Origin of the sequence: Actinomadura flavalba DSM 45200 (assembly GCF_000374305.1) — a bacterium.
Taxonomy (GTDB): Bacteria; Actinomycetota; Actinomycetes; order Streptosporangiales; family Streptosporangiaceae; genus Spirillospora; species Spirillospora flavalba.
In genome coordinates, this window is the sequence record NZ_KB894104.1 from 49,322 (window position 1) to 73,587 (window position 24,266).

26 protein-coding genes and 2 tRNA genes are annotated in these 24,266 nt (G+C 72.4%); 13 read left to right on the plus strand and 15 right to left on the minus strand.

Features of this window, described 5'->3' with window-relative positions:
- The first annotated feature begins 20 nt into the window (after nucleotides 1-20).
- The 3 genes from C229_RS0127375 to C229_RS0127385 all read left to right on the plus strand — a co-directional run bounded on the left by C229_RS0127375 (nucleotide 21) and on the right by C229_RS0127385 (nucleotide 1,906).
- Nucleotides 21-812, plus strand: a complete 792-nt coding sequence (locus C229_RS0127375; protein WP_240487405.1) for a sensor histidine kinase — start codon at nucleotides 21-23, stop codon at nucleotides 810-812.
- Nucleotides 809-1,471, plus strand: a complete 663-nt coding sequence (locus tag C229_RS0127380) for a response regulator transcription factor (RefSeq protein WP_018658321.1) — start codon at nucleotides 809-811, stop codon at nucleotides 1,469-1,471. The genes C229_RS0127375 and C229_RS0127380 overlap by 4 nt, the downstream gene beginning before the upstream one ends.
- A 75-nt stretch (nucleotides 1,472-1,546) precedes the next feature.
- Nucleotides 1,547-1,906, plus strand: a complete 360-nt coding sequence (locus C229_RS0127385) for a nuclear transport factor 2 family protein (protein ID WP_018658322.1) — start codon at nucleotides 1,547-1,549, stop codon at nucleotides 1,904-1,906.
- Between the two features lie 156 nt (nucleotides 1,907-2,062).
- Here C229_RS0127385 and clpX read toward each other — a convergent pair whose 3' ends face one another.
- The 4 genes from clpX to tig form a co-directional block, all read right to left on the minus strand.
- Entirely contained in the window at nucleotides 2,063-3,343 is a 1,281-nt protein-coding gene (gene clpX / locus C229_RS0127390) for an ATP-dependent Clp protease ATP-binding subunit ClpX (RefSeq protein WP_018658323.1), read from the minus strand.
- Nucleotides 3,344-3,517: 174 nt separating this feature from the next.
- A complete protein-coding gene (locus tag C229_RS0127395) occupies nucleotides 3,518-4,144 on the minus strand; it encodes an ATP-dependent Clp protease proteolytic subunit (RefSeq protein ID WP_169513875.1) in 627 nt (208 codons plus the stop codon).
- A 73-nt stretch (nucleotides 4,145-4,217) separates the two neighbouring features.
- A complete protein-coding gene (locus C229_RS0127400) occupies nucleotides 4,218-4,847 on the minus strand; it encodes an ATP-dependent Clp protease proteolytic subunit (RefSeq protein ID WP_018658325.1) in 630 nt (209 codons plus the stop codon).
- A 310-nt stretch (nucleotides 4,848-5,157) separates the two neighbouring features.
- Complete coding sequence (gene tig / locus C229_RS0127405) at nucleotides 5,158-6,648, minus strand: trigger factor (RefSeq protein ID WP_018658326.1); 1,491 nt, start codon at nucleotides 6,646-6,648, stop codon at nucleotides 5,158-5,160.
- A 265-nt stretch (nucleotides 6,649-6,913) separates the two neighbouring features.
- Between tig and C229_RS0127410 the strand changes: the two genes are divergently transcribed.
- On the plus strand, nucleotides 6,914-8,146 hold the full coding sequence (locus C229_RS0127410; protein WP_018658327.1) for a chromosomal replication initiator protein DnaA: 1,233 nt from the start codon (nucleotides 6,914-6,916) through the stop codon (nucleotides 8,144-8,146).
- Nucleotides 8,147-8,212: 66 nt separating this feature from the next.
- Here C229_RS0127410 and C229_RS0127415 read toward each other — a convergent pair whose 3' ends face one another.
- Nucleotides 8,213-10,684, minus strand: coding sequence for a Tex family protein (locus C229_RS0127415; protein WP_018658328.1), 2,472 nt, complete (start codon nucleotides 10,682-10,684; stop codon nucleotides 8,213-8,215).
- A 166-nt stretch (nucleotides 10,685-10,850) separates the two neighbouring features.
- On the opposite strand from C229_RS0127415, the gene C229_RS35925 reads away from it, so the two are divergent.
- The 3 genes from C229_RS35925 to C229_RS0127430 are packed head-to-tail and all read left to right on the plus strand — an operon-like array spanning nucleotide 10,851 to nucleotide 13,124.
- Entirely contained in the window at nucleotides 10,851-12,137 is a 1,287-nt protein-coding gene (locus tag C229_RS35925) for a sensor histidine kinase (RefSeq protein WP_018658329.1), read from the plus strand.
- Nucleotides 12,089-12,733, plus strand: a complete 645-nt coding sequence (locus C229_RS0127425; protein WP_018658330.1) for a response regulator — start codon at nucleotides 12,089-12,091, stop codon at nucleotides 12,731-12,733. The genes C229_RS35925 and C229_RS0127425 overlap by 49 nt, the downstream gene beginning before the upstream one ends.
- Before the next feature lie 4 nt (nucleotides 12,734-12,737).
- The gene (locus C229_RS0127430) at nucleotides 12,738-13,124 is read left to right on the plus strand and encodes a tautomerase family protein (RefSeq protein ID WP_018658331.1); all 387 of its coding nucleotides are present in this window, start codon (nucleotides 12,738-12,740) and stop codon (nucleotides 13,122-13,124) included.
- Here C229_RS0127430 and C229_RS0127435 read toward each other — a convergent pair.
- Nucleotides 13,121-13,528, minus strand: a complete 408-nt coding sequence (locus C229_RS0127435) for a cupin domain-containing protein (RefSeq protein WP_018658332.1) — start codon at nucleotides 13,526-13,528, stop codon at nucleotides 13,121-13,123. The genes C229_RS0127430 and C229_RS0127435 overlap by 4 nt on opposite strands.
- A gap of 59 nt (nucleotides 13,529-13,587) precedes the next feature.
- Here C229_RS0127435 and C229_RS0127440 point away from each other — a divergent pair, with 59 nt between their 5' ends.
- Both C229_RS0127440 and C229_RS0127445 read left to right on the plus strand, forming a co-directional pair.
- Nucleotides 13,588-14,058 carry a MarR family winged helix-turn-helix transcriptional regulator gene (locus C229_RS0127440; protein WP_018658333.1) on the plus strand — a complete coding sequence of 157 codons (471 nt, stop codon included), beginning with the start codon at nucleotides 13,588-13,590 and terminating at the stop codon, nucleotides 14,056-14,058.
- 10 nt (nucleotides 14,059-14,068) lie between these two features.
- Complete coding sequence (locus tag C229_RS0127445) at nucleotides 14,069-14,770, plus strand: HAD family hydrolase (RefSeq protein ID WP_018658334.1); 702 nt, start codon at nucleotides 14,069-14,071, stop codon at nucleotides 14,768-14,770.
- Here the strand turns inward: C229_RS0127445 and C229_RS0127450 are convergent.
- Entirely contained in the window at nucleotides 14,730-15,308 is a 579-nt protein-coding gene (locus C229_RS0127450; protein ID WP_018658335.1) for a YceI family protein, read from the minus strand. The two genes, C229_RS0127445 and C229_RS0127450, sit on opposite strands and share 41 nt — an antisense overlap.
- 92 nt (nucleotides 15,309-15,400) lie before the next feature.
- On the opposite strand from C229_RS0127450, the gene C229_RS0127455 reads away from it, so the two are divergent.
- Nucleotides 15,401-15,811, plus strand: a complete 411-nt coding sequence (locus tag C229_RS0127455) for a winged helix-turn-helix transcriptional regulator (protein WP_018658336.1) — start codon at nucleotides 15,401-15,403, stop codon at nucleotides 15,809-15,811.
- Here C229_RS0127455 and C229_RS0127460 read toward each other — a convergent pair.
- Complete coding sequence (locus C229_RS0127460; protein ID WP_018658337.1) at nucleotides 15,792-16,832, minus strand: NAD(P)-dependent alcohol dehydrogenase; 1,041 nt, start codon at nucleotides 16,830-16,832, stop codon at nucleotides 15,792-15,794. The genes C229_RS0127455 and C229_RS0127460 overlap by 20 nt on opposite strands.
- A gap of 114 nt (nucleotides 16,833-16,946) precedes the next feature.
- On the opposite strand from C229_RS0127460, the gene C229_RS0127465 reads away from it, so the two are divergent.
- A complete protein-coding gene (locus C229_RS0127465; protein WP_018658338.1) occupies nucleotides 16,947-17,693 on the plus strand; it encodes a hypothetical protein in 747 nt (248 codons plus the stop codon).
- A 3-nt stretch (nucleotides 17,694-17,696) separates the two neighbouring features.
- On the opposite strand, the gene mgtE is transcribed toward C229_RS0127465, so the two are convergent.
- The 3 genes from mgtE to C229_RS0127480 all read right to left on the minus strand — a co-directional run bounded on the left by mgtE (nucleotide 17,697) and on the right by C229_RS0127480 (nucleotide 19,895).
- Nucleotides 17,697-19,037, minus strand: coding sequence for a magnesium transporter (gene mgtE, locus C229_RS0127470; protein ID WP_018658339.1), 1,341 nt, complete (start codon nucleotides 19,035-19,037; stop codon nucleotides 17,697-17,699).
- A gap of 16 nt (nucleotides 19,038-19,053) precedes the next feature.
- Nucleotides 19,054-19,344, minus strand: a complete 291-nt coding sequence (locus C229_RS0127475; protein ID WP_026314214.1) for a YiaA/YiaB family inner membrane protein — start codon at nucleotides 19,342-19,344, stop codon at nucleotides 19,054-19,056.
- 77 nt (nucleotides 19,345-19,421) lie between these two features.
- Complete coding sequence (locus tag C229_RS0127480; RefSeq protein ID WP_018658341.1) at nucleotides 19,422-19,895, minus strand: RrF2 family transcriptional regulator; 474 nt, start codon at nucleotides 19,893-19,895, stop codon at nucleotides 19,422-19,424.
- Between the two features lie 80 nt (nucleotides 19,896-19,975).
- Here C229_RS0127480 and C229_RS0127485 point away from each other — a divergent pair, with 80 nt between their 5' ends.
- A complete protein-coding gene (locus tag C229_RS0127485) occupies nucleotides 19,976-20,725 on the plus strand; it encodes an SDR family oxidoreductase (RefSeq protein WP_018658342.1) in 750 nt (249 codons plus the stop codon).
- Nucleotides 20,726-20,764: 39 nt separating this feature from the next.
- Here C229_RS0127485 and C229_RS0127490 read toward each other — a convergent pair whose 3' ends face one another.
- The 3 genes from C229_RS0127490 to C229_RS0127500 all read right to left on the minus strand — a co-directional run bounded on the left by C229_RS0127490 (nucleotide 20,765) and on the right by C229_RS0127500 (nucleotide 21,469).
- The gene (locus C229_RS0127490) at nucleotides 20,765-20,932 is read right to left on the minus strand and encodes a hypothetical protein (protein ID WP_155885085.1); all 168 of its coding nucleotides are present in this window, start codon (nucleotides 20,930-20,932) and stop codon (nucleotides 20,765-20,767) included.
- A 268-nt stretch (nucleotides 20,933-21,200) separates the two neighbouring features.
- Nucleotides 21,201-21,274 (minus strand) — tRNA-Gly (locus tag C229_RS0127495).
- A gap of 121 nt (nucleotides 21,275-21,395) precedes the next feature.
- Nucleotides 21,396-21,469: transfer RNA gene (locus C229_RS0127500), tRNA-Pro, on the minus strand.
- A gap of 351 nt (nucleotides 21,470-21,820) precedes the next feature.
- On the opposite strand from C229_RS0127500, the gene C229_RS0127505 reads away from it, so the two are divergent.
- The gene (locus C229_RS0127505; protein ID WP_018658344.1) at nucleotides 21,821-22,492 is read left to right on the plus strand and encodes a hypothetical protein; all 672 of its coding nucleotides are present in this window, start codon (nucleotides 21,821-21,823) and stop codon (nucleotides 22,490-22,492) included.
- Between the two features lie 11 nt (nucleotides 22,493-22,503).
- On the opposite strand, the gene C229_RS33255 is transcribed toward C229_RS0127505, so the two are convergent.
- Nucleotides 22,504-24,153 (minus strand): substrate-binding domain-containing protein, encoded by a 1,650-nt coding sequence (locus tag C229_RS33255; protein ID WP_018658345.1) that lies wholly within the window; start codon nucleotides 24,151-24,153, stop codon nucleotides 22,504-22,506.
- Nucleotides 24,154-24,266: the final 113 nt, after the last annotated feature.

Consider the following 24,266-nt stretch of genomic DNA (forward strand, 5'->3'; position numbering starts at 1 on the left):
GGCGAGTGGGGAGGCGTCGGGTGGTTCGGCCGGTCATGTGGCGCGCCGGGGCGTTCGCGGGGGCGTTCGCGGCCGGGGCCGTCGTGGCGCGGTTCGCCGGGGCGCCGCGCACGGTGCGGCTCACCGCCGAGTTGCAGCGGTCGCGGGAACGGCTCGTCGCGACCCGCGAGGAGGAGCGCCGCCGGCTGCGCCGGGGCCTGCACGACGACCTCGGCCCGACCCTGGCCAGCCTGGCGCTGTCGCTGGACGCCGCCCGCCTCACCCTCACCCGCGATCCCGAGCGCATGGCGCCCGCGCTGGCCGAGCTGCGCGACCGGCTGACCGTCGCGGTCGGCGGCATCCGCGAGCTGGCCTCGGGGCTGCGCCCGCCCGCGCTGGACGACCTCGGCCTCGTCGCGGCCGTGCGGGCGCTCGCCGAGGGCTGCGCGGCCCGCGTCGAGATCCGCTTCGACGGATCGGCGGACGGGCTGCCCGCCGCCGTGGAGGTCGCCGCCTACCGCATCGTGGAGGAGGCGGTGGCGAACGTCCGCAAGCACGCGCAGGCGCCGACGCTGCTGGTGCTGTTCACGCGCGGCGCCGACCTGCACCTGGTCGTCGCCGACTCCGGTGCCGGGCTGCCCGAGCCGGTGCGGCCGGGCTGGCAGCCGCCGCCCGGCGGCGGCATCGCCGCGATGAAGGAGTGGGCCGCCGAACTCGGCGGCTACTGCGCGCTCAACTCCCGAGCGGGCGGCGGCACCGTCGTCGCCGCCCGGCTGCCGCTGCCGGCCGCCGGATACCATCGGGCTCCCCCCGGAAGAGGTGGCCGACCATGACCAGCGAGGCGATCCGCGTCCTCATCACCGACGATCACCCCGTGTTCCGTCAGGGACTGAAGGGGCTGCTCCAGGCCCTCGGCGGCATCGAGGTGGTGGCGGAGGCCGAGTGCGGCCCGGCGGCCGTGCAGCTCGCCGCCGAGTTGCAGCCGGACGTCGTCGTGATGGACCTGCACATGCCGGGCGGCAACGGCATCGAGGCCACCCGCACGATCACCCGCACGAGCCCCCGCATCGGCGTCCTCGTGCTGACGATGTTCCGCGACGACGACTCGGTGTTCGCCGCGATGCGCGCGGGCGCGCGCGGCTACCTGCTCAAGGAGTCGGGCGCCGAGGAGATCGGCCGCGCCGTCCGGGCGGTCGCGGCCGGTGAGGCGATCTACGGGCCGGACATCGCGCGCCGCGTCCTGACGTACTTCACCGACATGCCCGACCCGAAGCAGGCGGCGTTCCCGCAGCTCACCGAGCGGGAGCGGGAGGTGCTGGAGCTGATCGCGCAGGGTCGCGGCAACGCCGAGATCGCCGCGACGCTGTTCCTCAGCCAGAAGACGGTCCGCAACCACGTGTCGAACATCTTCATGAAGCTGCACGTCGCCGACCGCGCCCAGGCGATCGTGCTGGCCCGCGAAGCCGGGCTCGGCGAGTCCACCCGCGCCTAGGCCGCCCGGAGACGAAGATCAGCCGAGCGTGAACGTCCTGGTCGGGACGCGGTGCCGCCTGGCAGGGTGGGCCGCATGGAAGACTTGCGTGACGCAGAACGCCGGCTTCAGGCCGCGCAGCTCGCCGGAGACGTCGAGGCACTGGACCGGTTGCTGGACGATCGGCTGATCTTCACCTTCGGGGCGGCCGTTCAGACCAAGGCGGACGACCTTGAGGTGCACCGCACCCGCACACAGGTGGTCACGAAGCTGGTCGAGGAGGACCTGACCGTGCTCGCCGACGGCACCACCGGCGTGACCTGGTTCCTCGGCACCGTCGAGGGCACCGTCTCCGGGGCGCCCTTCAAGGCCAGGATGCGCTACACCCGCACGTGGCTGCACGACGAGGAGCACGGCTGGCGCATCATCGCCGTGCACGCCGGGACGGCCGACTGACCTGACCGACACGTTGTAGAACGGACCCCCGCACGACCATCGTCCCCGCCATCGCGGCGGGGGCGATTCGCGTTTCCCGGTCCGTACTCGCGGCGGGGAACACGGCGAGCGCCGCTCCCCCGCGAGGGGAACGACGCTCGGCGGCGCTGCGGACGGCTAGGCGGACTTCTCGCGCGGCTCGCGCTTGGTGCGCTCGCGCGGGACCAGCGTCGGGTTCACGTGCTCCAGGACCGCCTCGCGGGTGATGACGACGCGGGCGACGTCCTCGCGGGAGGGCACCTCGTACATGACCGACATCAGCACCTCCTCCATGATCGCGCGGAGGCCGCGGGCACCGGTGCCGCGCAGGATGGACTGGTCGGCGATCGCCTCCAGGGCGTCGTCGGTGAACTCCAGGTCCACCCCGTCCATCTCGAACAGCCGGTGGTACTGGCGGACCAGCGCGTTCTTCGGCTCGGTGAGGATGTTGATCAGCGCTTCGCGGTCGAGGTTGTGCACGCTGGTGATGATCGGGAGACGGCCGATGAACTCGGGGATCATGCCGAACTTCAGCAGGTCCTCCGGCATGACGTCGCCCAGCATCGCCGCCGACTCGCCGAACTCGGTCTTGGAGCGGATCACCGCGCCGAAGCCCATGCCCTGCTTGCCGACCCGCGACTCGACGATCTTCTCCAGGCCCGCGAAGGCGCCACCGCAGATGAACAGCACGTTGGTGGTGTCGATCTGGATGAACTCCTGGTGGGGATGCTTGCGGCCGCCCTGCGGCGGCACGCTCGCCGTGGTGCCCTCAAGGATCTTCAGCAGCGCCTGCTGCACGCCCTCGCCGGACACGTCCCGGGTGATCGACGGGTTCTCGCTCTTGCGGGCGACCTTGTCGACCTCGTCGATGTAGATGATCCCCGTCTCGGCCTTCTTGACGTCGTAGTCGGCCGCCTGGATCAGCTTGAGCAGGATGTTCTCGACGTCCTCGCCGACGTAGCCGGCCTCCGTCAGCGCCGTGGCGTCGGCGATGGCGAACGGGACGTTGAGCAGCTTGGCGAGCGTCTGCGCGAGCAGCGTCTTGCCGGAACCGGTCGGGCCGAGCAGCAGGATGTTGGACTTGCTCAGCTCGACCGCGTCGTCGCGGGCGGACCCCGACTCACCGGACTGGACGCGCTTGTAGTGGTTGTAGACGGCGACCGACAGGGCCTTCTTCGCCGTCTCCTGCCCGATGACGTAGCCGTCGAGGAACTCGTAGATCTCGCGCGGCTTGGGCAGGGAGTCCCACTTGAGGTCGGAGGTCTCGGAGAGCTCCTCCTCGATGATCTCGTTGCAGAGATCGATGCACTCGTCGCAGATGTACACGCCCGGACCCGCGATGAGCTTCTTGACCTGCTTCTGGCTCTTCCCGCAGAACGAGCACTTCAGCAGGTCACCACCGTCGCCGATGCGAGCCACCCGGCTGTCTCCTTTACGTGGGGCCGCCACCTGGAAAGTGCGGCGCGGCGCGGATTGAGTCCCGGAGTGCTTCGACGTTACCGCCTCCGGCGGACTGGGTAAGCCCCTCGCCCGGAAGTATGACGACCGGGCGGGGGTCTCCCGCGTCCGTGCGAAGCCGTCGGCGAGGTCGTCCTACGACGACACTACCTCCGCCTGACGCTTCCTGCTTGAGAAGACGTCGTCGATGAGGCCGTACTCCTTGGCCTCCGCCGCCGTCAGGATCTTGTCGCGCTCGATGTCGTGGCGGACGTCCTCGATGCTCTTGCCGCTGTGCCGGGCGAGGATCTCCTCCAGCAGGTCGCGGATGCGCATGATCTCGCGGGCCTGGATCTCGATGTCGCTCGACTGGCCGTAGGTGCCCTCGGTCGCCGGCTGGTGGATCAGGATGCGCGAGTTCGGCAGCGCCGCCCGCTTGCCCGCCGTGCCCGCCGCCAGCAGCACCGCCGCCGCCGACGCGGCCTGGCCGATGCACACCGTCTGCACGTCCGGCTTGACGAACTGCATCGTGTCGTAGATCGCCGTCATCGCGGTGAACGAGCCGCCCGGCGAGTTGATGTAGATGCTGATGTCACGGTCGGGGTCGATCGACTCCAGCGTGATGAGCTGCGCCATCACGTCGTTGGCCGAGGCGTCGTCGATCTGCACGCCGAGGAAGATGATGCGTTCCTCGAACAGCTTGTTGTACGGGTTCATCTCCTTGACCCCGTACGTGGTGCGCTCGACGAACGACGGAATGATGTAGCGGTTGTCGACGGGCATCACGCCGCCCGCCTGGATCTGGGGACGGATCAGATCGCTCACTTGGTGCCTCCGGGTTCTGCGTCAGGGTTCGTCAGGAGACGGTGCCCTCGGAGGGCACCTGGGTGGCGCTCAGCACCACGTGGTCCACGAACCCGTAGTCCTTGGCCTCGTCGGCGGTGAACCAGCGGTCCCGGTCGGAGTCCTTCTCGATCTGGTCGAGCGGCTGACCGGTGTGCTCGGCGATCTTCTCGGCGAGCGTCTTCTTCACGTACAGCATCTGCTCGGCCTGGATCTTGATGTCCGAGGCGGTGCCGCCGATGCCGCCGGACGGCTGGTGCATCATGATGCGCGCGTGCGGCAGCGCGTAGCGCTTGCCCGTGGTGCCCGCGCACAGCAGGAACTGCCCCATCGAGGCCGCGAGGCCCATGCCGACCGTCACGATGTCGTTCGGGACGTACTGCATGATGTCGTAGATCGCCATGCCGGCCGTGACCGAGCCGCCGGGCGAGTTGATGTAGAGCGTGATGTCGCGGCGCCCGTCCTCGGCGCTCAGCAGCAGCAGCTCGGCGCAGATGCGGTTGGCGATGTCGTCGTCGACCTGCTGGCCGAGGAAGACGATGCGCTCGCGCAGCAGGCGCTGGAAGAGCTGGTCGCCCAAGGGCAGCAGAGGAGCCTCGGCCCCCCGCGCGTGGACCGTCGACTCGTCGAAAGTCGGAGGCATGCTCACCGGGTGTTCCTCCGGTCCTTTGATCGGTTCGGATGCTTGGACATTAACGCGCCGCACGCCCGGGTTAAGCCGCGAGACCCCCCTTTTCGCCAGGGGCGTACCTCGGCGCGAAGGGGGTTGAAAACCCGTCCCATCGGATAACGGCCGCCCCACCGCACCCGCTTCGCCCGCCTGCGCGGCCTTTGTCACGTTCGTCGCGGCGGACGCGCGAAGGGCCGCGCTCGGGCGCGGGGGCCGGGGTGGCCGCCCGCGCGGGTGCGCGGCCCTTCGGGAACGCCGGTGCGCCGGGGGCGCGGCGGCGTCGCTACTTCTTGTCGGCCTTCTTCTCGGCCTCGGCGTCGGCCTGCTCGGCGGCCTTGGCGTCCGCCTCGTCGGCGGCGGCGGCGTCAGCGGCGTCGTCGGCGATGGCCTGGGCCTCGGCGGCCGTCTCGGCCTCCGCGTCGGCCTCGGACTCCACCTCGACGGTCTCGCCGTTCAGCTCACGCTGGAGCGCGGCGGCGTCGATCTCGTTGCCGGCCTCGTCCTTGATCGTGACGTGCTCGACGATGAGGTTGAGCGCCTTGTTGCGCAGCACCTCGGCGACGATCGCGGGGAGCTGGTTGTTCTGCGTCAGGTACTCGGCGAGCTGCTGCGGCGCCACGCCCATCTGCATCGCCTGCGTGACGACGTACTCCGACAGCTCCTCGTTCTCGACGCTCAGCTCCTCCTGGACGGCGAGCTGGTCGAGCACGAAGCCGCCCTTGACCGCGAGGCGCGCGGCGTTGGCGACGTCGTTGTCGAACTCCTCCTCGTCCTTGCCCTCACCGGCGAGGAAGTCGGCCTTGGAGCCGCCCGACATCGCGAGCTGCTGTTCGAGCTGCTGGTTGCGGCGGGTGATCTCCTCGTCCACGACCTTGTCGGGGAGCGGGATGTCGACCTTCTCCAGCAGGGCCTCCAGCGCCTTGTCGCGCGCGTCGGAGAGCTGCTGGAGCCTGACCTGGCGGCCGAGCCGGGTGCGCACGTCGTCGCGCAGCGCCTCGACGGTGTCGAACTCCGAGGCCATCTGGGCGAACTCGTCGTCGGCCTCGGGGAGGTCCTTGACCTTGACGCTCTGCACGGTGACGGTGATCTCGGCGTCCTCGCCGGCGCGCTCGCCGCCCGCCAGCGGGGCGGTGAAGGTCTTGCTCTCGCCGGCGGACAGGCCGGTGAGCGCGTCGTCCAGGCCCTCGACGGACGACTTGGAGCCGACCTCGTAGGAGTAGCCGGTGGTGGAGGCGTCGTCGATCGGGGCGCCGTCGATGGCGGCGGCCAGGTCGATCGTGGCGAAGTCGCCCTCGGCGGCGGCGCGCTCGACGGTGGTGAGCGAGGCGAACCGCTCGCGCAGGTTGCCGAGGGTCTCCTCGATCTGCTCGTCGGTGACCTCGGAGGTCTCCACGACGACTTCGAGGCCGTCGTAGTCCGGCACGTCGAACTTGGGCCGGATGTCCACCTCGGCGGTGAACGCGAACTGGTTGCCGTCGTCGAGCTCGGTGACCTCGACGTCCGGCTGCCCGAGCACGAAGATCTCGGTCTCCTCGACGGCGCGCCCGTACAGCTCGGGCAGCGCGTCGTTGACCGCCTCCTGCAGGACCGCGCCGCGGCCGACGTACTTGTCGATCAGCGGGGCGGGGACCTTGCCGGGCCGGAAGCCCTTGATCCGCACCTGCTGCGAGATCTCCTTGTACGCCTTGTCGAGGTTCGGCTTGAGCTCGTCGAACGGAACCTCGACGGTGAGCTTGACCCGCGTGGGGGTCAGCTCCTCGACATCGGTCTTCACTGGGGTAGGTCTCCTTGATCGGGAGCCGTCCGGCCACGGCGCTGCTCGGCGCGGGCCTCACCGGCGTTTCGTTCATGGGCGCGGGCACGCCGACAGAACGGCTCCGAACCCGTGCCCGTCAAGTCTAGAGGGTCGCGGCAAGGACTGCCGACATGGCGACCGGGGGCCGGACGTGACGGGGGTGTGACGGCCGGATGACGGCTCCATGACGCCCCCGACCTGGGCATGTGACATGGAGCACCCGGACCCTTCATACTCTTCCGGGATGAACGGGATAGCTGCGGCCTTCGGCGCAACCGCTCTGTATTACCTCGGCTTCGCCGTCTTCAAGATCGCGGCCGACCGGATGGAGCCACTGCGCGGAAACCGGATCGTCCACATGGCCTGGACGATCCTGTCGAACTGGGTCTTCCTCGTCGCCCTGGCCATGGTGCTGATGGGGCTCAGCCTCCAGATCGTCGCGCTCACCACGCTGTCGCTCGGCGTCGCCGTGCCCATCTTCATGTCGGGCGTCGTACCGCTGCTGCTCATCGCGATGATCTTCTTCGGCGACCGGCTCACCGCCCGCGAATGGCTCAGCCTGCTGCTCATCGGCGCCGCGATCCTGCTGCTGGTGGCCTCCACCGGCAACGCGCCCGCGCCCGAGGGCGCCGACGTGCCGCTGTGGAAGCTCGCCGTCGTCGTGCTGCCGGCCGTGCTCGTGCCGCTCGCGCTCATGGTCTTCGGCGACCACCGCCCGGACGGACGGCACGCGCGGCCCGTCACCGGCATCGCCTACGGGCTCATCTCCGGGTTCCCCGTCGGCACCTCCGAGCTGGCCATCAAGGGCTGGAGCGACGCGGACGCGCCCGGCCTCGCGATCCTCACCACGCCCTTCCCGTACGTGACCGTGCTGGCGGCGGCGCTCGGCTTCGGCATCCTGGTGACCGCGTTCCAGCGGTGCCGGGTGAGCGTGGTCGCGGCCGTCATGACGGTCAGCGCCAAGTCTTACCTGCTGCTCATGGGCACGTTCATGTACGCCGAGCCCTGGCCCACCGACCAGCGCAACGCGGCCCTGCGGGTGCTGGCGCTCGTCCTCGGGCTCGCGGCGGTGCTCCAGTTCCCCCGGCACCGGCCCGCGACCGAACTCGACCTGCCGCACGCGCCCGAGCCGCCGCTGTCGCGCGACCCGTTCGGCGAACCGCCGCTGAGCCGGCCGACGACGGGCGTCTCCCGGCTGGAGTACGGGCTGGCGTCCGCGCCGACGCCGTTCGACGTGCCGCCCGCCGAACCGGACCGGCGGTATCCCCGGCAGCCGCCGGGCGGGTACCCGTCCGGGCAGTACCCCTCGGAGCAGTACCCGTCGCAGCAGCACCCCTCCGGGCAGTACCCGTCCGGGTCGGCGGACCCGCTGAACCCCGGGCCGCTCGGCCGCGACCCGCTCGGGCGCGGCCCCTACGGCCCCGGCGACGAGGCCGGGCGGCCCGAGCACGAGCACGAGCGCCGCGACCGGCCCTGAGCCTCGGACCGTCGAAGGGCCCGCACTCCGTCTGGAGTGCGGGCCCTTCGTCCGTGCCGGGCGCCGTCAGCGGCGCTTGCGGTCGTCCTGCTTGGGGAGGCCGTCGCCGAGCCCGGCGCGGCGCAGCGCGTCGGCCATCGCTCCGGCGCCGCCGCCCTGCCCGCCGCCCTGCCCGCCGCCCTGGCCGCCGCGCGCACCGCCCTGCCCGCGCTGGCCGCCCTGACCGGCCTGGCCGCGCTGACCGCCGCCCTGCCGGTTGCCGCCGCCGCGCCGCTGGCCGCCGCCCTGGCGTCCCTCGGGACGGCCGCCGCCGCGCGGCTCGCGGTCGGCGCCGCGCGCCTCGTCGGTGAGGCGGAGCGTCAGCGAGATGCGCTTGCGGGGCAGATCGACGTCGAGGACCTTCACCCGGACGATGTCGCCGGGCTTGACGACCTCGCGCGGGTCCGCAACGTACTTGTCCGACATGGCGGAGATGTGGACGAGGCCGTCCTGGTGCACGCCCACGTCCACGAACGCACCGAACGCCGCCACGTTCGTGACGACGCCCTCCAGCAGCATGCCCTTCTCCAGGTCGCCGAGCTTGTCGACGCCCTCCTTGAACACCGCCGTCCGGAACGCCGGACGCGGGTCGCGTCCGGGCTTCTCCAGTTCCGCGATGATGTCGGTGACGGTCGGCAGGCCGAACGCGCCGTCGACGAACTCGGCCGGGCGCAGCCCGCGCAGCACGGCGGTGTTGCCGATGAGGCCGCGCACGTCCGACCCGGCCGCCGCGAGGATGCGGTGCACCACCGGATACGCCTCGGGGTGGACGCTGGACGAGTCGAGCGGGTCGTCGCCGCCCGGAATGCGCAGGAAGCCCGCGCACTGCTCGAACGCCTTCGGCCCGAGCCGCGCCACCTCCTTCAGCCCCGTGCGGGACCGGAACGGGCCGTGCGCGTCGCGGTGGGCGACGATGTTGTCCGCCAGTCCCCCGCTGATGCCCGACACGCGGGTCAGCAGCGGCGCCGACGCGGTGTTGACGTCCACGCCGACCGCGTTCACGCAGTCCTCGACGACGGCGTCCAGCGACCGCGACAGCTTCACCTCGGAGATGTCGTGCTGGTACTGGCCGACGCCGATCGACTTGGGGTCGATCTTGACCAGCTCGGCGAGCGGGTCCTGGAGGCGGCGGGCGATGGACACCGCGCCGCGCAGCGAGACGTCCAGCTCGGGCAGCTCGCGGCTGGCGAACTCCGACGCCGAGTACACCGACGCGCCCGCCTCCGACACCATGATCTTGGTGACGCCGGGGACGCGGGCGGCCAGCTCGGCGGCGAGCTTGTCGGTCTCGCGGGAGGCGGTGCCGTTGCCGATGGCGACCAGGTCGACCTTGTGCGCGCGGGCCAGCTTCTCCAGCGTCGCCAGGGACTCGTCCCAGCGGCGGCGCGGCTCGTGCGGGTAGATCGTGTCGGTGGCGACGACCTTGCCGGTGCCGTCCACGACGGCGACCTTCACGCCGGTGCGCAGGCCCGGGTCGAGACCCATGGTGGCGCGGGTTCCGGCGGGCGCGGCGAGCAGCAGGTCGCGCAGGTTGGCGGCGAAGACGCGGACGGCCTCGTCCTCGGCCTCCTGCCGCAGCCGGGTGCGCAGGTCGATGCCCAGGTGGACGAGGATGCGCGTGCGCCACGCCCAGCGGACGGCGTCGTTCAGCCAGCCGTCGGCCGGGCGGCCCTGGTCGGTGATGCCGAAGCGGCGGGCGATCTCGTCCTCGAAGGTGGTGCGGCGGGCGCCCTCGGGCAGTTCCTCCGGCTCCAGGTCGAGTTCGAGCACCTCTTCCTTCTCGCCCCGGAACAGGGCGAGGATGCGGTGCGAGGGCAGCTTGGTGAACGGCTCGGAGAACGCGAAGTAGTCGGCGAACTTGGCGCCCGCCTCCTCCTTGCCCTCGCGGACCTTGGCCGAGACGCGGCCGCGCGTCCACATGCGCTCGCGCAGCGACCCGATGAGGTCGGCGTCCTCGGCGAACCGCTCGACGAGGATCGCGCGGGCGCCCTCCAGCGCGGCGGTGGCGTCCGCGACGCCCTTCTCGGCGTCGACGTGGCCGGCGGCAGCGGACTGCGGGTCCTGGCCGGGGTCGCCGATCAGCAGGTCGGCCAGCGGCTCCAGCCCCGCCTCGCGGGCGATCTGCGCCTTGGTGCGCCGCTTGGGCTTGTACGGGAGGTAGATGTCCTCCAGCCGCGCCTTGGAGTCGGCCGCCATGATCTGCGCGCGCAGCTCGTCGGTGAGCTTGTCCTGGCCGTGGACCGATTCCAGGATCGCGTCCCGGCGCTCGTCCAGTTCGCGCAGGTAGCGCAGGCGCTCCTCCAGCGCGCGGAGCTGCGCGTCGTCGAGGGCGCCGGTGGCCTCCTTGCGGTAGCGGGCGATGAACGGGACGGTCGAGCCGCCGTCGAGCAGGTCGACCGCGACCCGCACCTGGTTCTCGCGGACGCCGAGTTCGGTGGCGATCCGCTCGGTGACCGGCGGCGGCGCCTGTCCGGCGTTCTGGCTGATGGTCGCTGTCACGATGTCGATTCGCTTTCTCCCCTGGATGTCGCCCGTGCATTGTTCCGCCTGCCGGGGCCGGTTGTCGCCTCGGCGCGGGAGGGGCGCCGTCCGGAAGTGGAGTTAGGCCCCCTGCGCGACCTGCGCGCGGCGTCCAGAATGGGACGCGGGAGGCAGAAAGGGCGTCATGATCGAATACTTCCGCCGCGGGGCGCGTGCCGGGCTCGTCGCGGTGCTGCGGGGCCTGGTGCAGGCGGTGCTGTCGCAGGCGGTGAACATCGCCCTGTTCGTCCTGGTGGTGGTGTCGCTGGCGCTGGTGCCGATCGGCGTGGGCGTGCTGCTGGCCCCGGCTCCGCTGCTGGCGATCCGGGCGCTGGCCGAGCGGCAGCGGGCCTGGGCGGCGGAGTGGTCCGGGGTGGAGATCCCGGCGCCTTACCGGGCGGCGCCGCGGAGCCGGTCGCCGCTGGCGCTGTTCGGCTGGCTCGTCCGCGATCCGGCGACGTGGCGCGACCTGCTGTGGACGTTCCTCAACATCCCGCTCGGCCTGCTGCTGGGACTGCTGCCCGGCGCCCTCGTCGTCTACGGGCTGGAGGGCGTGCTCGTGGCGTGGTGGGTCGGGCTGGTCACCGACTACGGGTGGGGTCCGTTCTGGATGCTCGGCGACTGGGGCGCGCTCGGCGTCGCCGGGCCGATCGTGCTGGGCGCGCTGCTGACCGTCGTCGCCCTGCCCGCCGCGCCGTCCCTGCTGTGGGCGCACGCGGTGTTCACCCGGTCGCTGCTGGCGCCGACGCGGGCGGCGCTGGCCGACCGCGTCCGGCACCTCACCGCGACCCGCGCCGAGACCGTGGACGCCTCGGCCGCCGAGCTGCGCCGGATCGAGCGGGACCTGCACGACGGCGCGCAGGCGCGGCTGGTGGCGCTGAGCATGAACATCGGGCTGGCCGAGGAGATGATCGGGCGCGACCCGCAGATGGCGGCCCGGCTGCTCGCCGAGGCGCGCTCGGCCAGCGGCACGGCGCTGACCGAGCTGCGCGACCTGGTGCGCGGCATCCACCCGCCGGTGCTGGCCGAACGCGGGCTGGACGGCGGCGTGCGGGCGCTGGCGATGGCGCTGCCCGTCCCGGTGGACGTGGTGGTGGACCTGCCGGGACGGGCGGCGGCGCCGGTGGAGTCGGCGGCGTACTTCGCGGTCGCGGAGATGCTGGCGAACGTCGTCAAGCACAGCGGGGCGGCGCGGGCGTGGGTGCAGGTCGAGCACGACGGGCGGCGGCTGCTGGTGATCGTCGGGGACGACGGGCGCGGCGGCGCCGATCCCGCCGCCGGGTCCGGCATGTCGGGCATCGAACGCCGGTTGGCGGCGTTCGATGGGACGATGGCCGTGACGAGCCCGCCCGGCGGGCCGACCGTCGTGACCCTGGAGCTGCCGTGCGCGTTGTCCTCGCCGAAGACCTCGCCCTCCTCCGGGACGGGCTGATCCGGCTGCTGGAGGCGTTCGGGTTCGAGATCGTCGCCGCCGTGGACAACGGCCCGTCGCTGCGGCGGGCGCTCTCCGAGCACCGTCCCGACGTCGCCGTGGTGGACGTCCGGCTCCCGCCGACGTTCACCGACGAGGGGCTGCGCGCCGCGCTGGACGCCCGCAGGGAGCACCCGGGGCTGCCGGTGCTGGTGCTGTCGCAGCACGTCGAGCAGCTCTACGCGCGCGAGCTGCTGTCGGACCGTTCCGGCGGCATCGGCTACCTCCTCAAGGACCGGGTGTCCGACGTCGCGCAGTTCGTCGACGCGGTGCAGCGCGTCGCGGCGGGCGGCACGGCGCTCGATCCCGACGTCGTCGCGCAGCTCCTCACCCGGCACGCGCGCGAGGAGCCGCTGCAACGGCTCACCGCGCGCGAGCGCGAGGTGCTGGGGCTGATGGCGGAGGGCCGGTCGAACGCCGCCATCGCGGCCCGGCTCTTCGTCACCGAGAAGGCGATCAGCAAGCACACCAACAGCATCTTCGGCAAGCTCGACCTGACCCGGTCCGAGGACGACAACCGCCGCGTCCTCGCCGTGCTGGCCTACCTCGGAGGATGACCGCGTGGCGCAGGTGAAGGTGTACGGGCGGCGGGACCGCTGGTCGGACCGGCGGCGGGAGGTCTCCGACGCCGTCCAGGACTGCCTGGTGCGGGCGTGGCGGCTGCCGCCGGACAAGCGGTTCCACCGGTTCCTGCTGCTGGACGCCGACGACTGGGTCTGCCCCGGCCGCTCGGACGACTACCTGATCCTGGAGATCGTCTGCTTCTCCGGCCGGGGCGACGACGCCAAGCGCGCCCTGATCCGCGCCCTCTACGAGCGCTTCGCGGCGCTCGGCCTGGCTCGGGACGACCTGGAGCTGACGATCGTCGAGTCGCCGCCGGTCAATTGGGGCATCCGGGGCGTGTCCGCCGACGAGCTGACCCTGTCGTATCCGGTCGTGCTGCCCTAGACGGCCCACGGCGGGACCAGACGCTCGCCCGGCTTGGGCGCGATGTCGCAGTCGTCGCGGGTCTCGGTGGCGTCGTAGACGCGGGTTCCGGCCGGGGCGGTGACGACGGCGGTGAAGCCGCCGGGACCGGCGGTGACGCGGCGCGGGACGTCGGCGGGCAGCACGGCGGTGTCGCCCGCGCCGGCCTCGGCGGGGACGCCGTCCAGGTCGACGACGGCGGAGCCGGTGAGGAACGTCCAGACCTGCTCGGTGTCGAAGGCGTGCCGGGGCCCGGCGGCGCGCGGTGGCATCTCGACGTGCCAGACGGCCCAGGCGGCGCCGCCCTGCGCGGGCGAGGCCAGCGTGGTCATGGTGCCGTTGTGAGTGGTGGTGCGGCGGGCGTCGGCGCGGCGGATGACGGTCACGGGTACTCCTCGTAGGATGGACAACCAGGTTGCCTAAATAGTCAACGAGGTTGTCTTTCATGTCAAGCGATCCGCCCGGCTTCGAGCTGCCGCTGCGCCTGTTCCTGGCGTTCCGCACCATCGTCGACGAGGTCCACGCCGAACTCGCCGCCGCCGGACACGACCGGCTGCGCCCCACGCACGGCTTCGTCTTCCAGGCGATCGGCCCGCACGGCGCCACCGCCGCCGACCTCGGCCGCCGCCTCGGCGTCTCCAAGCAGGCCGCCGGGAAGACGATCGACGCCCTGGTCCGCGACGGCTACCTCGAACGCGCCGCCGACCCCGCCGACGCGCGCCGCAAGACCGTCCGGCTGACCCCCCGCGCCCACGACGCCCTCGCCCGCTCCGAGGCCGGATTCGCCCGCGCCCGGGACCGCTGGACGACCGAACTCGGCACCGCCCGCGTCCGCGACCTGGAGGACGCCCTGCGCACGATGACGACCGAGGACCCCTGGCGCCTGGACCTCCCCGGCTGGTTCGGCGGCCCCTAGAATCGGCGGCGTGCTGAACGTGGACGCGGTGCTGTTCGACCTCGACGGAACGCTGCTCGACCACGCCCATTCGTCCACGGCGGCGATCGCCGCGACGCTCCCCGACGCCGACCCGGACGTCCTCGCACCACGCTGGGCCGCGCTCACCGACCAGGGCATGGACCGCTTCCTGTCCGGCGAATGGACGTTCCCGCAGCAGCGCCGCTGGCGCATCACGACCCTGCGCGCCGAACTCGGCCTGCCCCCGCTCGACGACACCGCCTACGACACGTGGCTCGCCGCCTACGTCCACGCCTACGAGGCCGCCTGGCGCGCCTTCCCCGACGTCACCCCCGCACTGGCCGCCCTGTCGGGCGCACGGCTCGGCGTCATCACCAACGGCGACACCTTCCAGCAACGCGCCAAGCTCGCCGCACTCGGCCTGACACCCGCCCTCCCCTACGTCCTGACCTCGCACGAGTTCGGCCGAGCCAAACCCGACCCCGCGATCTTCCACGCGGCCTGCGACGCACTCGCCCTCCCCCCGCACCGCGTCGCCTACGTCGGCGACCGCCTCGACACCGACGCCCGCGGCGCCACCGCAGCGGGCCTCCACGGCATCTGGCTGGACCGCCCCGCCCTCGGCCAGGAAGCCGACGACGTCCCCCGCATCACCGACCTCCGCGCCCTGCTCACCCTGCTCTCTGCAACGCCGCCTGAATCTCCAGCGTGACCTGCACCTTCTGACCGAGGAACAGACCCCCCGCCGGCCCCTTGGCGCTGTCACCGACGCCGAACTCCAACCGGTCCACCTCACCGGTCGCGGTGAACCCCGCGCGGGCGCCCTGCGACGGGTCGGGCAGGAACGCGTCGGGGCCGATGCCGTCCAGCTCCAGCCGGAGCGTCACCGGGCGGGTCACGTCGCGCACCGTCAGGTCGCCGTCGAGCGCGAACGCGTCGCCGTCGGCGCGCAGTCCGGTGGACGCGAACGTGATCGCCGGGTGGCGCGCGGCGTCGAAGAAGTCGGGACTGCGTAGATGCGCGTCCCGCTGCGCGGTGCCGGTGTCGACGGACGCCACGTCGATCGTCGCCGTCACCGACGACTCCAGCGGATCGGCAGCGGTGACGATCGTCCCGTCCACCGCCCCGAACCGCCCGCGCACCTTGCTGATCCCGAGGTGCCGGACGGTGAACCCGACGGTGCTGTGGGCCGGGTCGATGACCCACGTTCCCGCGACATAGCCGGGGATCTCGACAATTCCAGTCGTCATGGTGTCTCCTTTGAATTGCCACCATCCTGCGAGCACGCCGCAGGACCCGACAAGAAGGCACTTTCACCTGCCGTGGTGACCCGGAGGTAACCATGCACGCCGGCGCGTCCCCGCCTGCCGCGCACGCCTGCGACGCGCCCGCGGCCCGGAACGTCCGCCAGATCCTCGACCGCATCGCGGACAAGTGGTCGCTTCAGGTCATCGCGTGCCTGGCCGAAGGCCCGCTCCGCTTCGGCGAGCTCCGCCGCCGTGTCGAGGGCGTCAGCCAGCGCATGCTGACCGTCACCCTCCGGGCCCTGGAACGCGACGGCATCGCCACCCGCACCGTCCTCCCGACGGCCCCGCCGAGCGTCGAGTACGCCCTGACACCCCTGGGCACGACCCTCCTCGACCTGGCGGCCTCCTTCGTCACCTGGGCCGACACGCACTTCCCCGACGTCGAGGCCGCCCGCGCCGCCTACGACACCCGCGCGGCGGCCTCCGTCACGCGTTCGGGAGGATGACGGCGCGGCCGGTGACCCTTCCGGTGTGGAGGCGGTCGTAGGCTTCGAGGGCGGCGGACATGGGGTAGGTCTCGACGTGGACGTCGATGACGCCCGAGCGGGCCAGGTCGAGGACCTCGATGAGTTCGTCGCGGGAGCCCCAGTACGGGGCGCGGACGGAGGCGTCGTAGGCGAGGCGGCCGAAGCCGACCTCGGCGGCGCCGCCGCCGATGCCGACGATGGAGACGTGCGCCTCGACCGACGCGCACGCCGTCGCCGTCGCGACGGTCGGCGGGGCGCCGACGAAGTCGAACACGCCCTGCGCGCCGACACCGCCGGTGAGGTCGAGGATGTTCTTCGCCGCGTCCTCGTCGGACAGGACGGTCTCGTGGGCGCCGACCGTGCGGGCGAGGGCCAGCTTGTCCTCCGACACGTCGAGCGCGACGACGCGGGCGGGCGTCAGCTCGCGGAGGATCTGGATCGCGACGTGGCCCAGTCCGCCGGTGCCGATGACGACGGCAGTGGAACCCGGCACGAGCACCGGCAGCGCCGACTTGACCGCGTGGTACGGCGTGAGGCCCGCGTCGGTGAGCGGGACGGCGGCCACCGGGTCCAGGTCGCCGAGCGGGACGAGGTGGCGGGCGTCGTCCACGAGCATGTACTCGGCGATGGCGCCGGGGGCGCCCAGGCCGGGCGGGTGGATGCCGAGTTCGGTGGCGCGGCGGCAGTAGTTCTCGGCGCCGCGCGAGCACGGCAGGCAGCGTCCGCAGCCCCAGGGTCCGTAGACGGCGACGGACGCGCCGAGCTCGACGCCCTCGACGCCTTCGCCCACCGCCTCGATCGTGCCCGCGCCCTCGTGGCCGAGGGTGAGCGGCAGCGGGAAGGTGATCTCGTCGCGCGAGAAGCCCATGACGACGAAGTCGGAGTGGCACACCCCGGCGGCGGAGACTTTGAGCAGGACCTGACCGGGACCGGGCTCCGGCTCGGGAACGTCGACGATCTCGGGCTTGCCCCCGACCTCGCGGTACTGCACGGCCTTCATCGCACTCCCCTTCCGGACGCGTCCACCGCCGCCCTACCCGGCCGCCCGGGGAGTCAAGACGGGCGACCGTTTTCTTGACCTTGCCCCGGTACGTCCGTGGGCAGGTCAGGGGACATGGCCGACTGGTTCACCCGCGAGATCACCGACGCCGGACGCCTGCGGCTGTTCCTCTTCTTCGCCGCGTTCATCGTCACGTGGCTGTTCATCCGGTTCAGCGTCCGGATGATCCGCGCGCGGATCCGCTGGTGGCCGGGGAACGTCACCCCCGGCGGGCGGCATATCCACCATGTCGTGTTCGGCCTGGTGTTCATGTGCGTCGGCGGCGTCGGCGGGCTGGCCGTGGCGGACGAGACGTCCGGCTGGGCGGGCTTCTTCGCGGCGGTGCTGGGCGCGGGCACGGCGCTGGTGCTGGACGAGTTCGCCCTGGTGCTGAACCTCCAGGACGTCTACTGGTCGCCGCGCGGACGCCTGTCGGTGCAGGTCGTCTTCGTGGCGATCGCGATCGTCGGCCTGCTCCTGGTCGGGCTGCGCCCGCTCGGGCTGGACGAGCTGGGCGCCGGCGGCGAGGCCGTCGCGAACGTCACCGTCGTCCTGCTGGTCAACCTGACCCTGTCGGTGGTCACGCTGCTCAAGGGGAAGGTGTGGACGGGCCTGCTCGGCCTGTTCATCGGCCTCTTCTCGATCGTCGGCGCGATCCGCCTGGCCCGTCCCGGTTCGCCGTGGGCGCTGCGCCGTTATCCGGAGGACTCGCGCAAGCTCGCCCGCGCGCAGCGCCGCGAACGTCGCCTGCGCGGTCCGATCGGCCGCTTCGGCACCCACCTCGGTGACCTGATCGCGGGCCGTCCGACACCGGGCGAGTGATGCTCAGATGCCGAGGATCGCCTTCGCGGTGACGAAGTAGAGGATCAGTCCGGTGGCGTCCACGAGCGTCGTGACCATGGGCGCGGAGACGACGGCGGGGTCGATGCCGAGCCGTTTGGCGAGCAGCGGCATGGTGCCGCCGATCGTCGCCGCCCAGCCGCAGATGAGGACGAGCGTGATGCCGACGACGACGGCGATGCGGACGTCGGTGAACAGGCTGCCGACGATGACGCCGAGGACGGCCAGCAGCGAGCCCAGCACCAGACCGACCCGGCATTCCCGCCAGATCACCCGGAACAGGTCGCTGCCGCGCACCTCACCGACCGCCAGCGCGCGGACGCAGGCCGTCGCGGCCTGGGCGCCCGCGTTGCCGCCCGCGCCGATGAGCATCGGGATGAAGACCGCGAGCTGGGCGACCTGCTCCAGCGTGCCCTCGAAGACCTGCGTCACCGTCACCGTGAGCGTCGCCGCGACCAGCAACAGGCTCAGCCACAGCGCCCGGTAGCGGGCGAGCTGCCAGACCGTCGCCGCCATGTAGTGGCCCGCCCACGGCCGCGTTCCGGCCTGGCGGGCGGCGTCCTCGGTGTCGGCCGCCTCGATGATCTCCAGGGCGTCATCGCTGGTGAGGAGGCCGACGACACGGCGGTCGGCGTCCACGACGGGCAGGTTGACGTCGTTGGTCTCGCGCATGAGGCGGGCCGCGTGCTCGGCGGAGTCCGTCGCGTAGGCGTGCGCGGGGGCGCTGACGACGAGGTCGGTGACCGGCGCGTCCGGCGGGTTCAGGACGAGTTCGCGCAGCTCGACCACGCCGGTGAGGCGCCGGTCGCCGTCCACGACGGGCAGCGTGTAGACGGTCTCGGCGTCGGTGCCCTCGCGCCGGACGACGTCGAGCGCCTCCCCGACCGTGAGGTGCTGCCGCAGCGTCACGACCTCCGGCGACGCGAAGCGTCCGACCGAGCCCTCGGGCCAGGCGAGCAGCGCCGCCGTCATCCGCCGCTCGTCCGGGCTCAGCGCGGCCAGCACGCGTTCCACGACGGCGTCGGGCGCCTCGCGGAGCATGCGGGCGCGGTCGTCCGGGTCGAGGTCCTCGATGACGCGGTGGAACAGCGGTTCGCGCAGGCCGAGCAGCACGTCCCGCTGGTCGACGGGCTCCAGTTCCTCGAACACGGTGAGCGCGCGGTCGGGGTCGAGCAGGCGGAACGCGACGCGCGCGCCGGCGGCGTCCATCCGGGCCAGCTCGTCGGCGATCACGTGCGGCGCCCGCGCCTCCAGCCACTCCAGCGCGCCGACGGTGTCCCGGTCTCCGACCAGTTCCCCCAGCGTCCGCGCGTCTGCCTGCCCCATGCCGCGCAGGCTACCGTCAGGCGGGTCCGGCGAAGGGATCGTGCTCGGCCAGCAGCTTGTCCAGGCGGGCCTGGTCGACGCGGCGGCTGACGCTCTCGATCTCCTGACGGTCGCGCACGCACTTGGCGAGCGTGAAGGTCGACGTGACGACGTACAACATGCCGAGCGCCAGGAACGCCCGCACCCAGCCGCCGACCGGGAGGTAGGCGACGCCGAGGCCGACCGCGGCCGCCGACACCGCGAAGGAGATCGCGGCCTGGAGGAAGAACGCTGCGCTGGTACCGGCCTTTACCGAAGAACCACTCATGTCTCCGAGCGTGCCCCGGTCCGTCCGCCGTGTCCTGAGTACGACGACTCAGTTCGGGGTGCGCGACCGACCCGGTGTCAGGACGTGCCCAGGAGACGGCGCCGGGTGCGGGCCGGGGCCGTCGGGGGGATCTGGGTGAGGATGTCGGCGAGGGTGACGGCGGCGAGACTGTCCTGCCAGGCGCGGTGGGCGTCGGCCATCTTCACGGCGAGGACGCAGGTGCGGCGGCACTCGTCGGCGGGCAGTGCGCCCTTGCCCTGCTGGCGGATCTCGCGGCACTCGTACGGCGCGGAGGTGCCGTCCACGGCCTCGACGATCTCCAGCAGGGTGATCCCCGCCGGGGGCCGGGCGAGCCGGAAGCCGCCCCCCGGGCCCGGTGCGGCGGCGAGCAGACCGGCCCTGACCAGCGCCTTGAGCTGCTTGGCCAGGTAGGGCGCGGGGAGGTCGTAGTACTCCGCGAGCTGGGCCGTGGACGCCGACTCACCGGCGTCGAGCTGGGCCAGCGTCGTCGCGCAGTGCAGCATCCACTCGGTGCTTCCGGGCAGTTTCACCCGAGGATCATATCGCAGACATCATGGACCTATTTAGTCCATGATACGGTCGGCGCGTCCACCGAGAAGGAGAGACCACCATGCGGATCGCCGTTGCCGGTGCCACCGGGAACATCGGAACCCTCACCGTCGCCGCCCTCGAACGCGACGGCCACGACGTCGTGCGCATCAGCCGCTCGCACGGCGTGGACCTGCTCACGGGGAGCGGCCTGGACGACGCCCTCACCGGCGTCGACGCGGTCGTCGACGTCATCAGCAGCCCCGCCGCCGACCCGTCCGAGACGGTGCCCTTCTTCGGCACCTGCACCCGCAACCTGCTCGACGCCGAGCGGCGCGCGGGCGTCCGCCACCACGTCCTGCTCTCGATCGCGGGCGTCCACCGCGTCGAGGGCAACGCCCACTACGCCGGAAAGCGGGAACAGGAACGCCTCGTCATCAACGACACCGTCCCCTGGACTATCGTCCCGGCGACCCAGTTCCACGACTTCCCCGCCATGGTCACGAGCTGGACGGAGAAGAACGGCGCGGCCACCCTGGCCCCCCTCCTGATCCAGCCCATCGCCCCAGCAGACGTAGCCGACATCCTCGCCGAACTAGCCACAGGAACCCCCCAAGGCCGCTACACCGACATAGCGGGCCCAGACCCCGAGGACTTCGTAGACATGGCCCGCCGCCTGAACGAGGCCAGAGGCCACAAGCTCAAACTGATCCCCACCTGGTCCACCGCCTTCGGCCTGGAGATGTCCGGCAACACCATGCTCCCCTCCCCCAACGCCCGCCTGACCCCAACCACCTTCGACACCTGGCTCACCCAGCAGAAGAAGCCCTGACGACGACGCCCCACCTCCGAGCCAGGCCCGGCCACACGGCTACAGGCCCAGGGCGTACCCCTCGATGAAGTAGGACCTGCCAGCCTCCGGAGGCTGGCACCCCAGCACGGCGACGAGCGCCCCCCAGTGCTCGTCCGCGACCTCGTACGACCCCGCCGCGAACCACTCGTCATCACCGCGATCAAAGACGCAAAGCCCACGAATCATGACGATTTGCTCCCGACTGACCGGAAAGACTCCCCGAACCCGCTCGTCACCATCATCGAACGAAACAAGCCGCCACCCCATGTTCCGACCGCTGTCATAACGCGCCGAGCCCCCAGCCATGGCTCGATTCTGACAGCGCACCAACCGACGACACGACCCCACCGACACCGACCACGCCCCACCCGCGAACCTGAGCAGAGACAAGACCACCCCGAAAACAGCGAAGGCCCAGGCCAGAGAATGTCTCTGACCTGGGCCTTCGGGATGGTGGAGCGGGTGACGGGAATCGAACCCGCGTAGCCAGTTTGGAAGACTGGGGCTCTACCATTGAGCTACACCCGCGTGCGCGCGGTGGGGCGCGCGGTTCATAGGATAGCGCCTTGGTGGGGGTTCTGGTTCAGGCGCGCGTCTGCTCCCGGGGGCGGAGTTCGCCGGAGCCCGGGTTCGTGACCACGGGGAGCGGTCGGGCTGGCGGGATTTGAACCCACGACCCCCGGCACCCAAAGCCGGTGCGCTACCAAACTGCGCTACAGCCCGCACACCGACAGGCGGCGTAGCGAGCAGTGTAGTCCCGATCGTCGCGCCCCGCTGCGCCCACCGCTCGGTGGGGTGTGAACCGGTTGGCGTCCGTTTCTTCCCCTGCTCGGCCGTGTGCGGCTGGACAGCTTGTTTGTCCCTGGGGTCCTGGTCTTGGGGGGTGGGGGTGATGTGCCGGGGTCTTGGGGTTACGCGGGTTGGGGTGGGGAAATGCCATGATCATCAAAGGGGATGTGTCGTGGCATGTGCGACCCGGGGGTTGGTGCCGGTCGTCCGGGGGTTTCGCCTGTCATGGCCGGGGGCCGGCGGGTGGGGTGTGCGATGGTGCGCAGGGTTTCTGCCGTTGTTTCCGTGGTCGTCGCCGGGGTGGCGGTCGGGGCCGTGCCCGCGGGGGCGGCGGCCGTCAAGGCGCGGGTGAGCGCCGCGCCGGAGACGGTGCGGCTCGTGGCGGCGGCGACGGCGCCGCTCACGGTGCAGGCCGACTACGGGACGTGCATGGAGCACGCGCTGGTCGAGATCGAGTCGGCCGGGGGCGAGGGGTACGACTACCAGGATCTGCCGGGCAACGCCGAGGGGCGGTTCACCGCGACGTTCGCGCTGACCAACGACGAGGTGCGCGGCGTCTGGGACGTCACCGTGAGCGGGTCCGACTGCGCGACGGGGCGGCTCGTCACGCAGCGCAAGGCGGCGACGGTCCAGGTCAAGCGGGACACGAGGATCACGGGCTTCGACGCGTCGCCCGAGCCCGCCGCCAAGGGGACGCCGGTCGCGCTGAAGGGCGTCCTCACCCGCCTCGACCCGTGGGCGAACACCTACGTGCCGTACCAGAACGCGAAGGTGCGGTTCGAGTTCCGCGGCACCGGCGGCGCCTGGACGCCGATGGGGACGGCGGTCACCGCCAAGGACGGGACGTTCGCCGGCAGCGTCCCGGCGGAGGGCGCCGGTGTCTGGCGGGCCGTGTTCCCCGGCACCGCCGCGCACGCGCCCGCCACGGCCCCGGGCGACACCGTCGCGCTCGGCTGAGACGCGGGACGTCACGAGCAGCGCGGCGCGCAGAGACGGCGCGAGATCGTCGTGTGGACGATCTCGCGCATCTCGGCGGGGGTGCGGGCGACGACCGCCCGCCCCCGCACGACGGACGCGATCTCGCGCAGCTCCGCGATCTCGACGTCCGGCCCGATGCCGACCATGAGGAACTGGACGGGCCGCCGTTCGTCCACCTCCGCGCGCAGCGCCTCGACGGTCTCGGCGAGCGACGGCCCGCCGGGGTCCTCGTTGCGGCCGTCGGTCCAGAAGACGATCGTGTTGACGAAGTCGGGCTTGTAGGTGCGCTTCATCTCGCGGTAGGCGGCGAGGGCGGTGGCGAACAGGGCGGTGTCGCCGTCGCGCTCGGCCTTCAGCGCGCTCGTGCCCGACAGGATGAGCTGGCGGCGCGTCGCCGAGCCGAAGCGTTCGCCGAGCGGGCCGAGCGGCACCAGCTCCGTCCAGTCCTGCTTGCCGTCGAGGTCGGTGGAGAACGCCCACTGGCCGAGCTCGGAGTCGTCGGGGAGCAGCGTCATGCCGAGGTGGCCGCTGCGGACGGCGGCCTGCAACCGGGTCTGGCCGGGTTCGATCTCCTCGGCCATGGAGCCGGAGACGTCGACGACGCTGAGCAGCCGGATGCCGAGCGACAGCCGCGCCCACGACTGGAGGACGCGCGCGGCGGCGCCGGGGTCGGGGTCGGGGAGCGGCTGCGGCCGCTGCGGGCTGATGCCCATGATCGCGTCGAAGGTGTCGGGGGCGCGGCCGTCGGCGGTGCGGAAGCCCTGGCCGAGCGCGTCGGCGCGGGTGGCGGGACCGCCCAGGGCGCGGGCGAGGACGTCGGCGGACGGCCGGGCGGACGCGTCGGTGAGCAGCAGCGGATAGTCCAGCGACAGCGTGCCTTCGAGCGGTTGCAGCGCGACGACCGGCACGGCGGGCGCCTCCCGGTTGTGCGCGAAGACGGCCTGCTCGGGCGCCGCCGCGACGTGTCCGCCGCGCAGCGCCTCGGGGACCGAGCCGGTGACGCGTTCGCGCAGGCCCCGGGCGACGCCGGTGAACGCGGCCTGGGACGGGGCGAGCGCGGACGCGACGAGCAGCGCGGTGAGCCCGGCGCCGTCCCGGTCGGGGTCGGGGATGCGCAGGCGCGGTTCGGCGTCGCGCAGCAGGGCGTTCCAGGTGGGTTCGGACAGCAGGCCGCGTCCGGCGCTGCGTCCGGCGATCGGGCGGGGCAGCGCCGCGACGAGCGGGCTGGTGGCGAACCGGACGCCGCTGTCGCGGACGCCCGCGCCGGGCGGGACCGTCCCGGCCCACAGCCGGGTGTCGGGAATCCAGACGTGCGGACGGCGGGTGCCGGGCAGCGGGAGTTCGCGTCCGGCGAGGACGCCCGCGACGGCGGCGGGCCGGGCGGCGCGGACGTCCACGTGCAGGCACCGCCCGCCGATCCGGCGCCGCCGTTCGTTGACGCGTCCGGCCGCGCGGGTGACGACGGGTTCGATCTCGGGGGCGGCGGCGACGCGCAGGGTGGTGCGGTGGGCGGTCGAGCAGGCGAGGGTGGCGCGGATGTGGTGGACGCCGAGCCCGGCGGTGACGGTGAGGGCGGCGGCGAGCACGAGCGGCACGGCGAGGATGCGCGGGCGGCGCCGCGCGGTGGTCGGTCCTGGCACTGGCACCTCGCTTGGCAGGAGAAGGCCCCGGCGGATCGCCCCCTGCCGTCACACCGCCTCCGTAATGTAGGTGAAACCGTCCGGCCGGGCCGGAGAACCTCGAATTCGGCGGG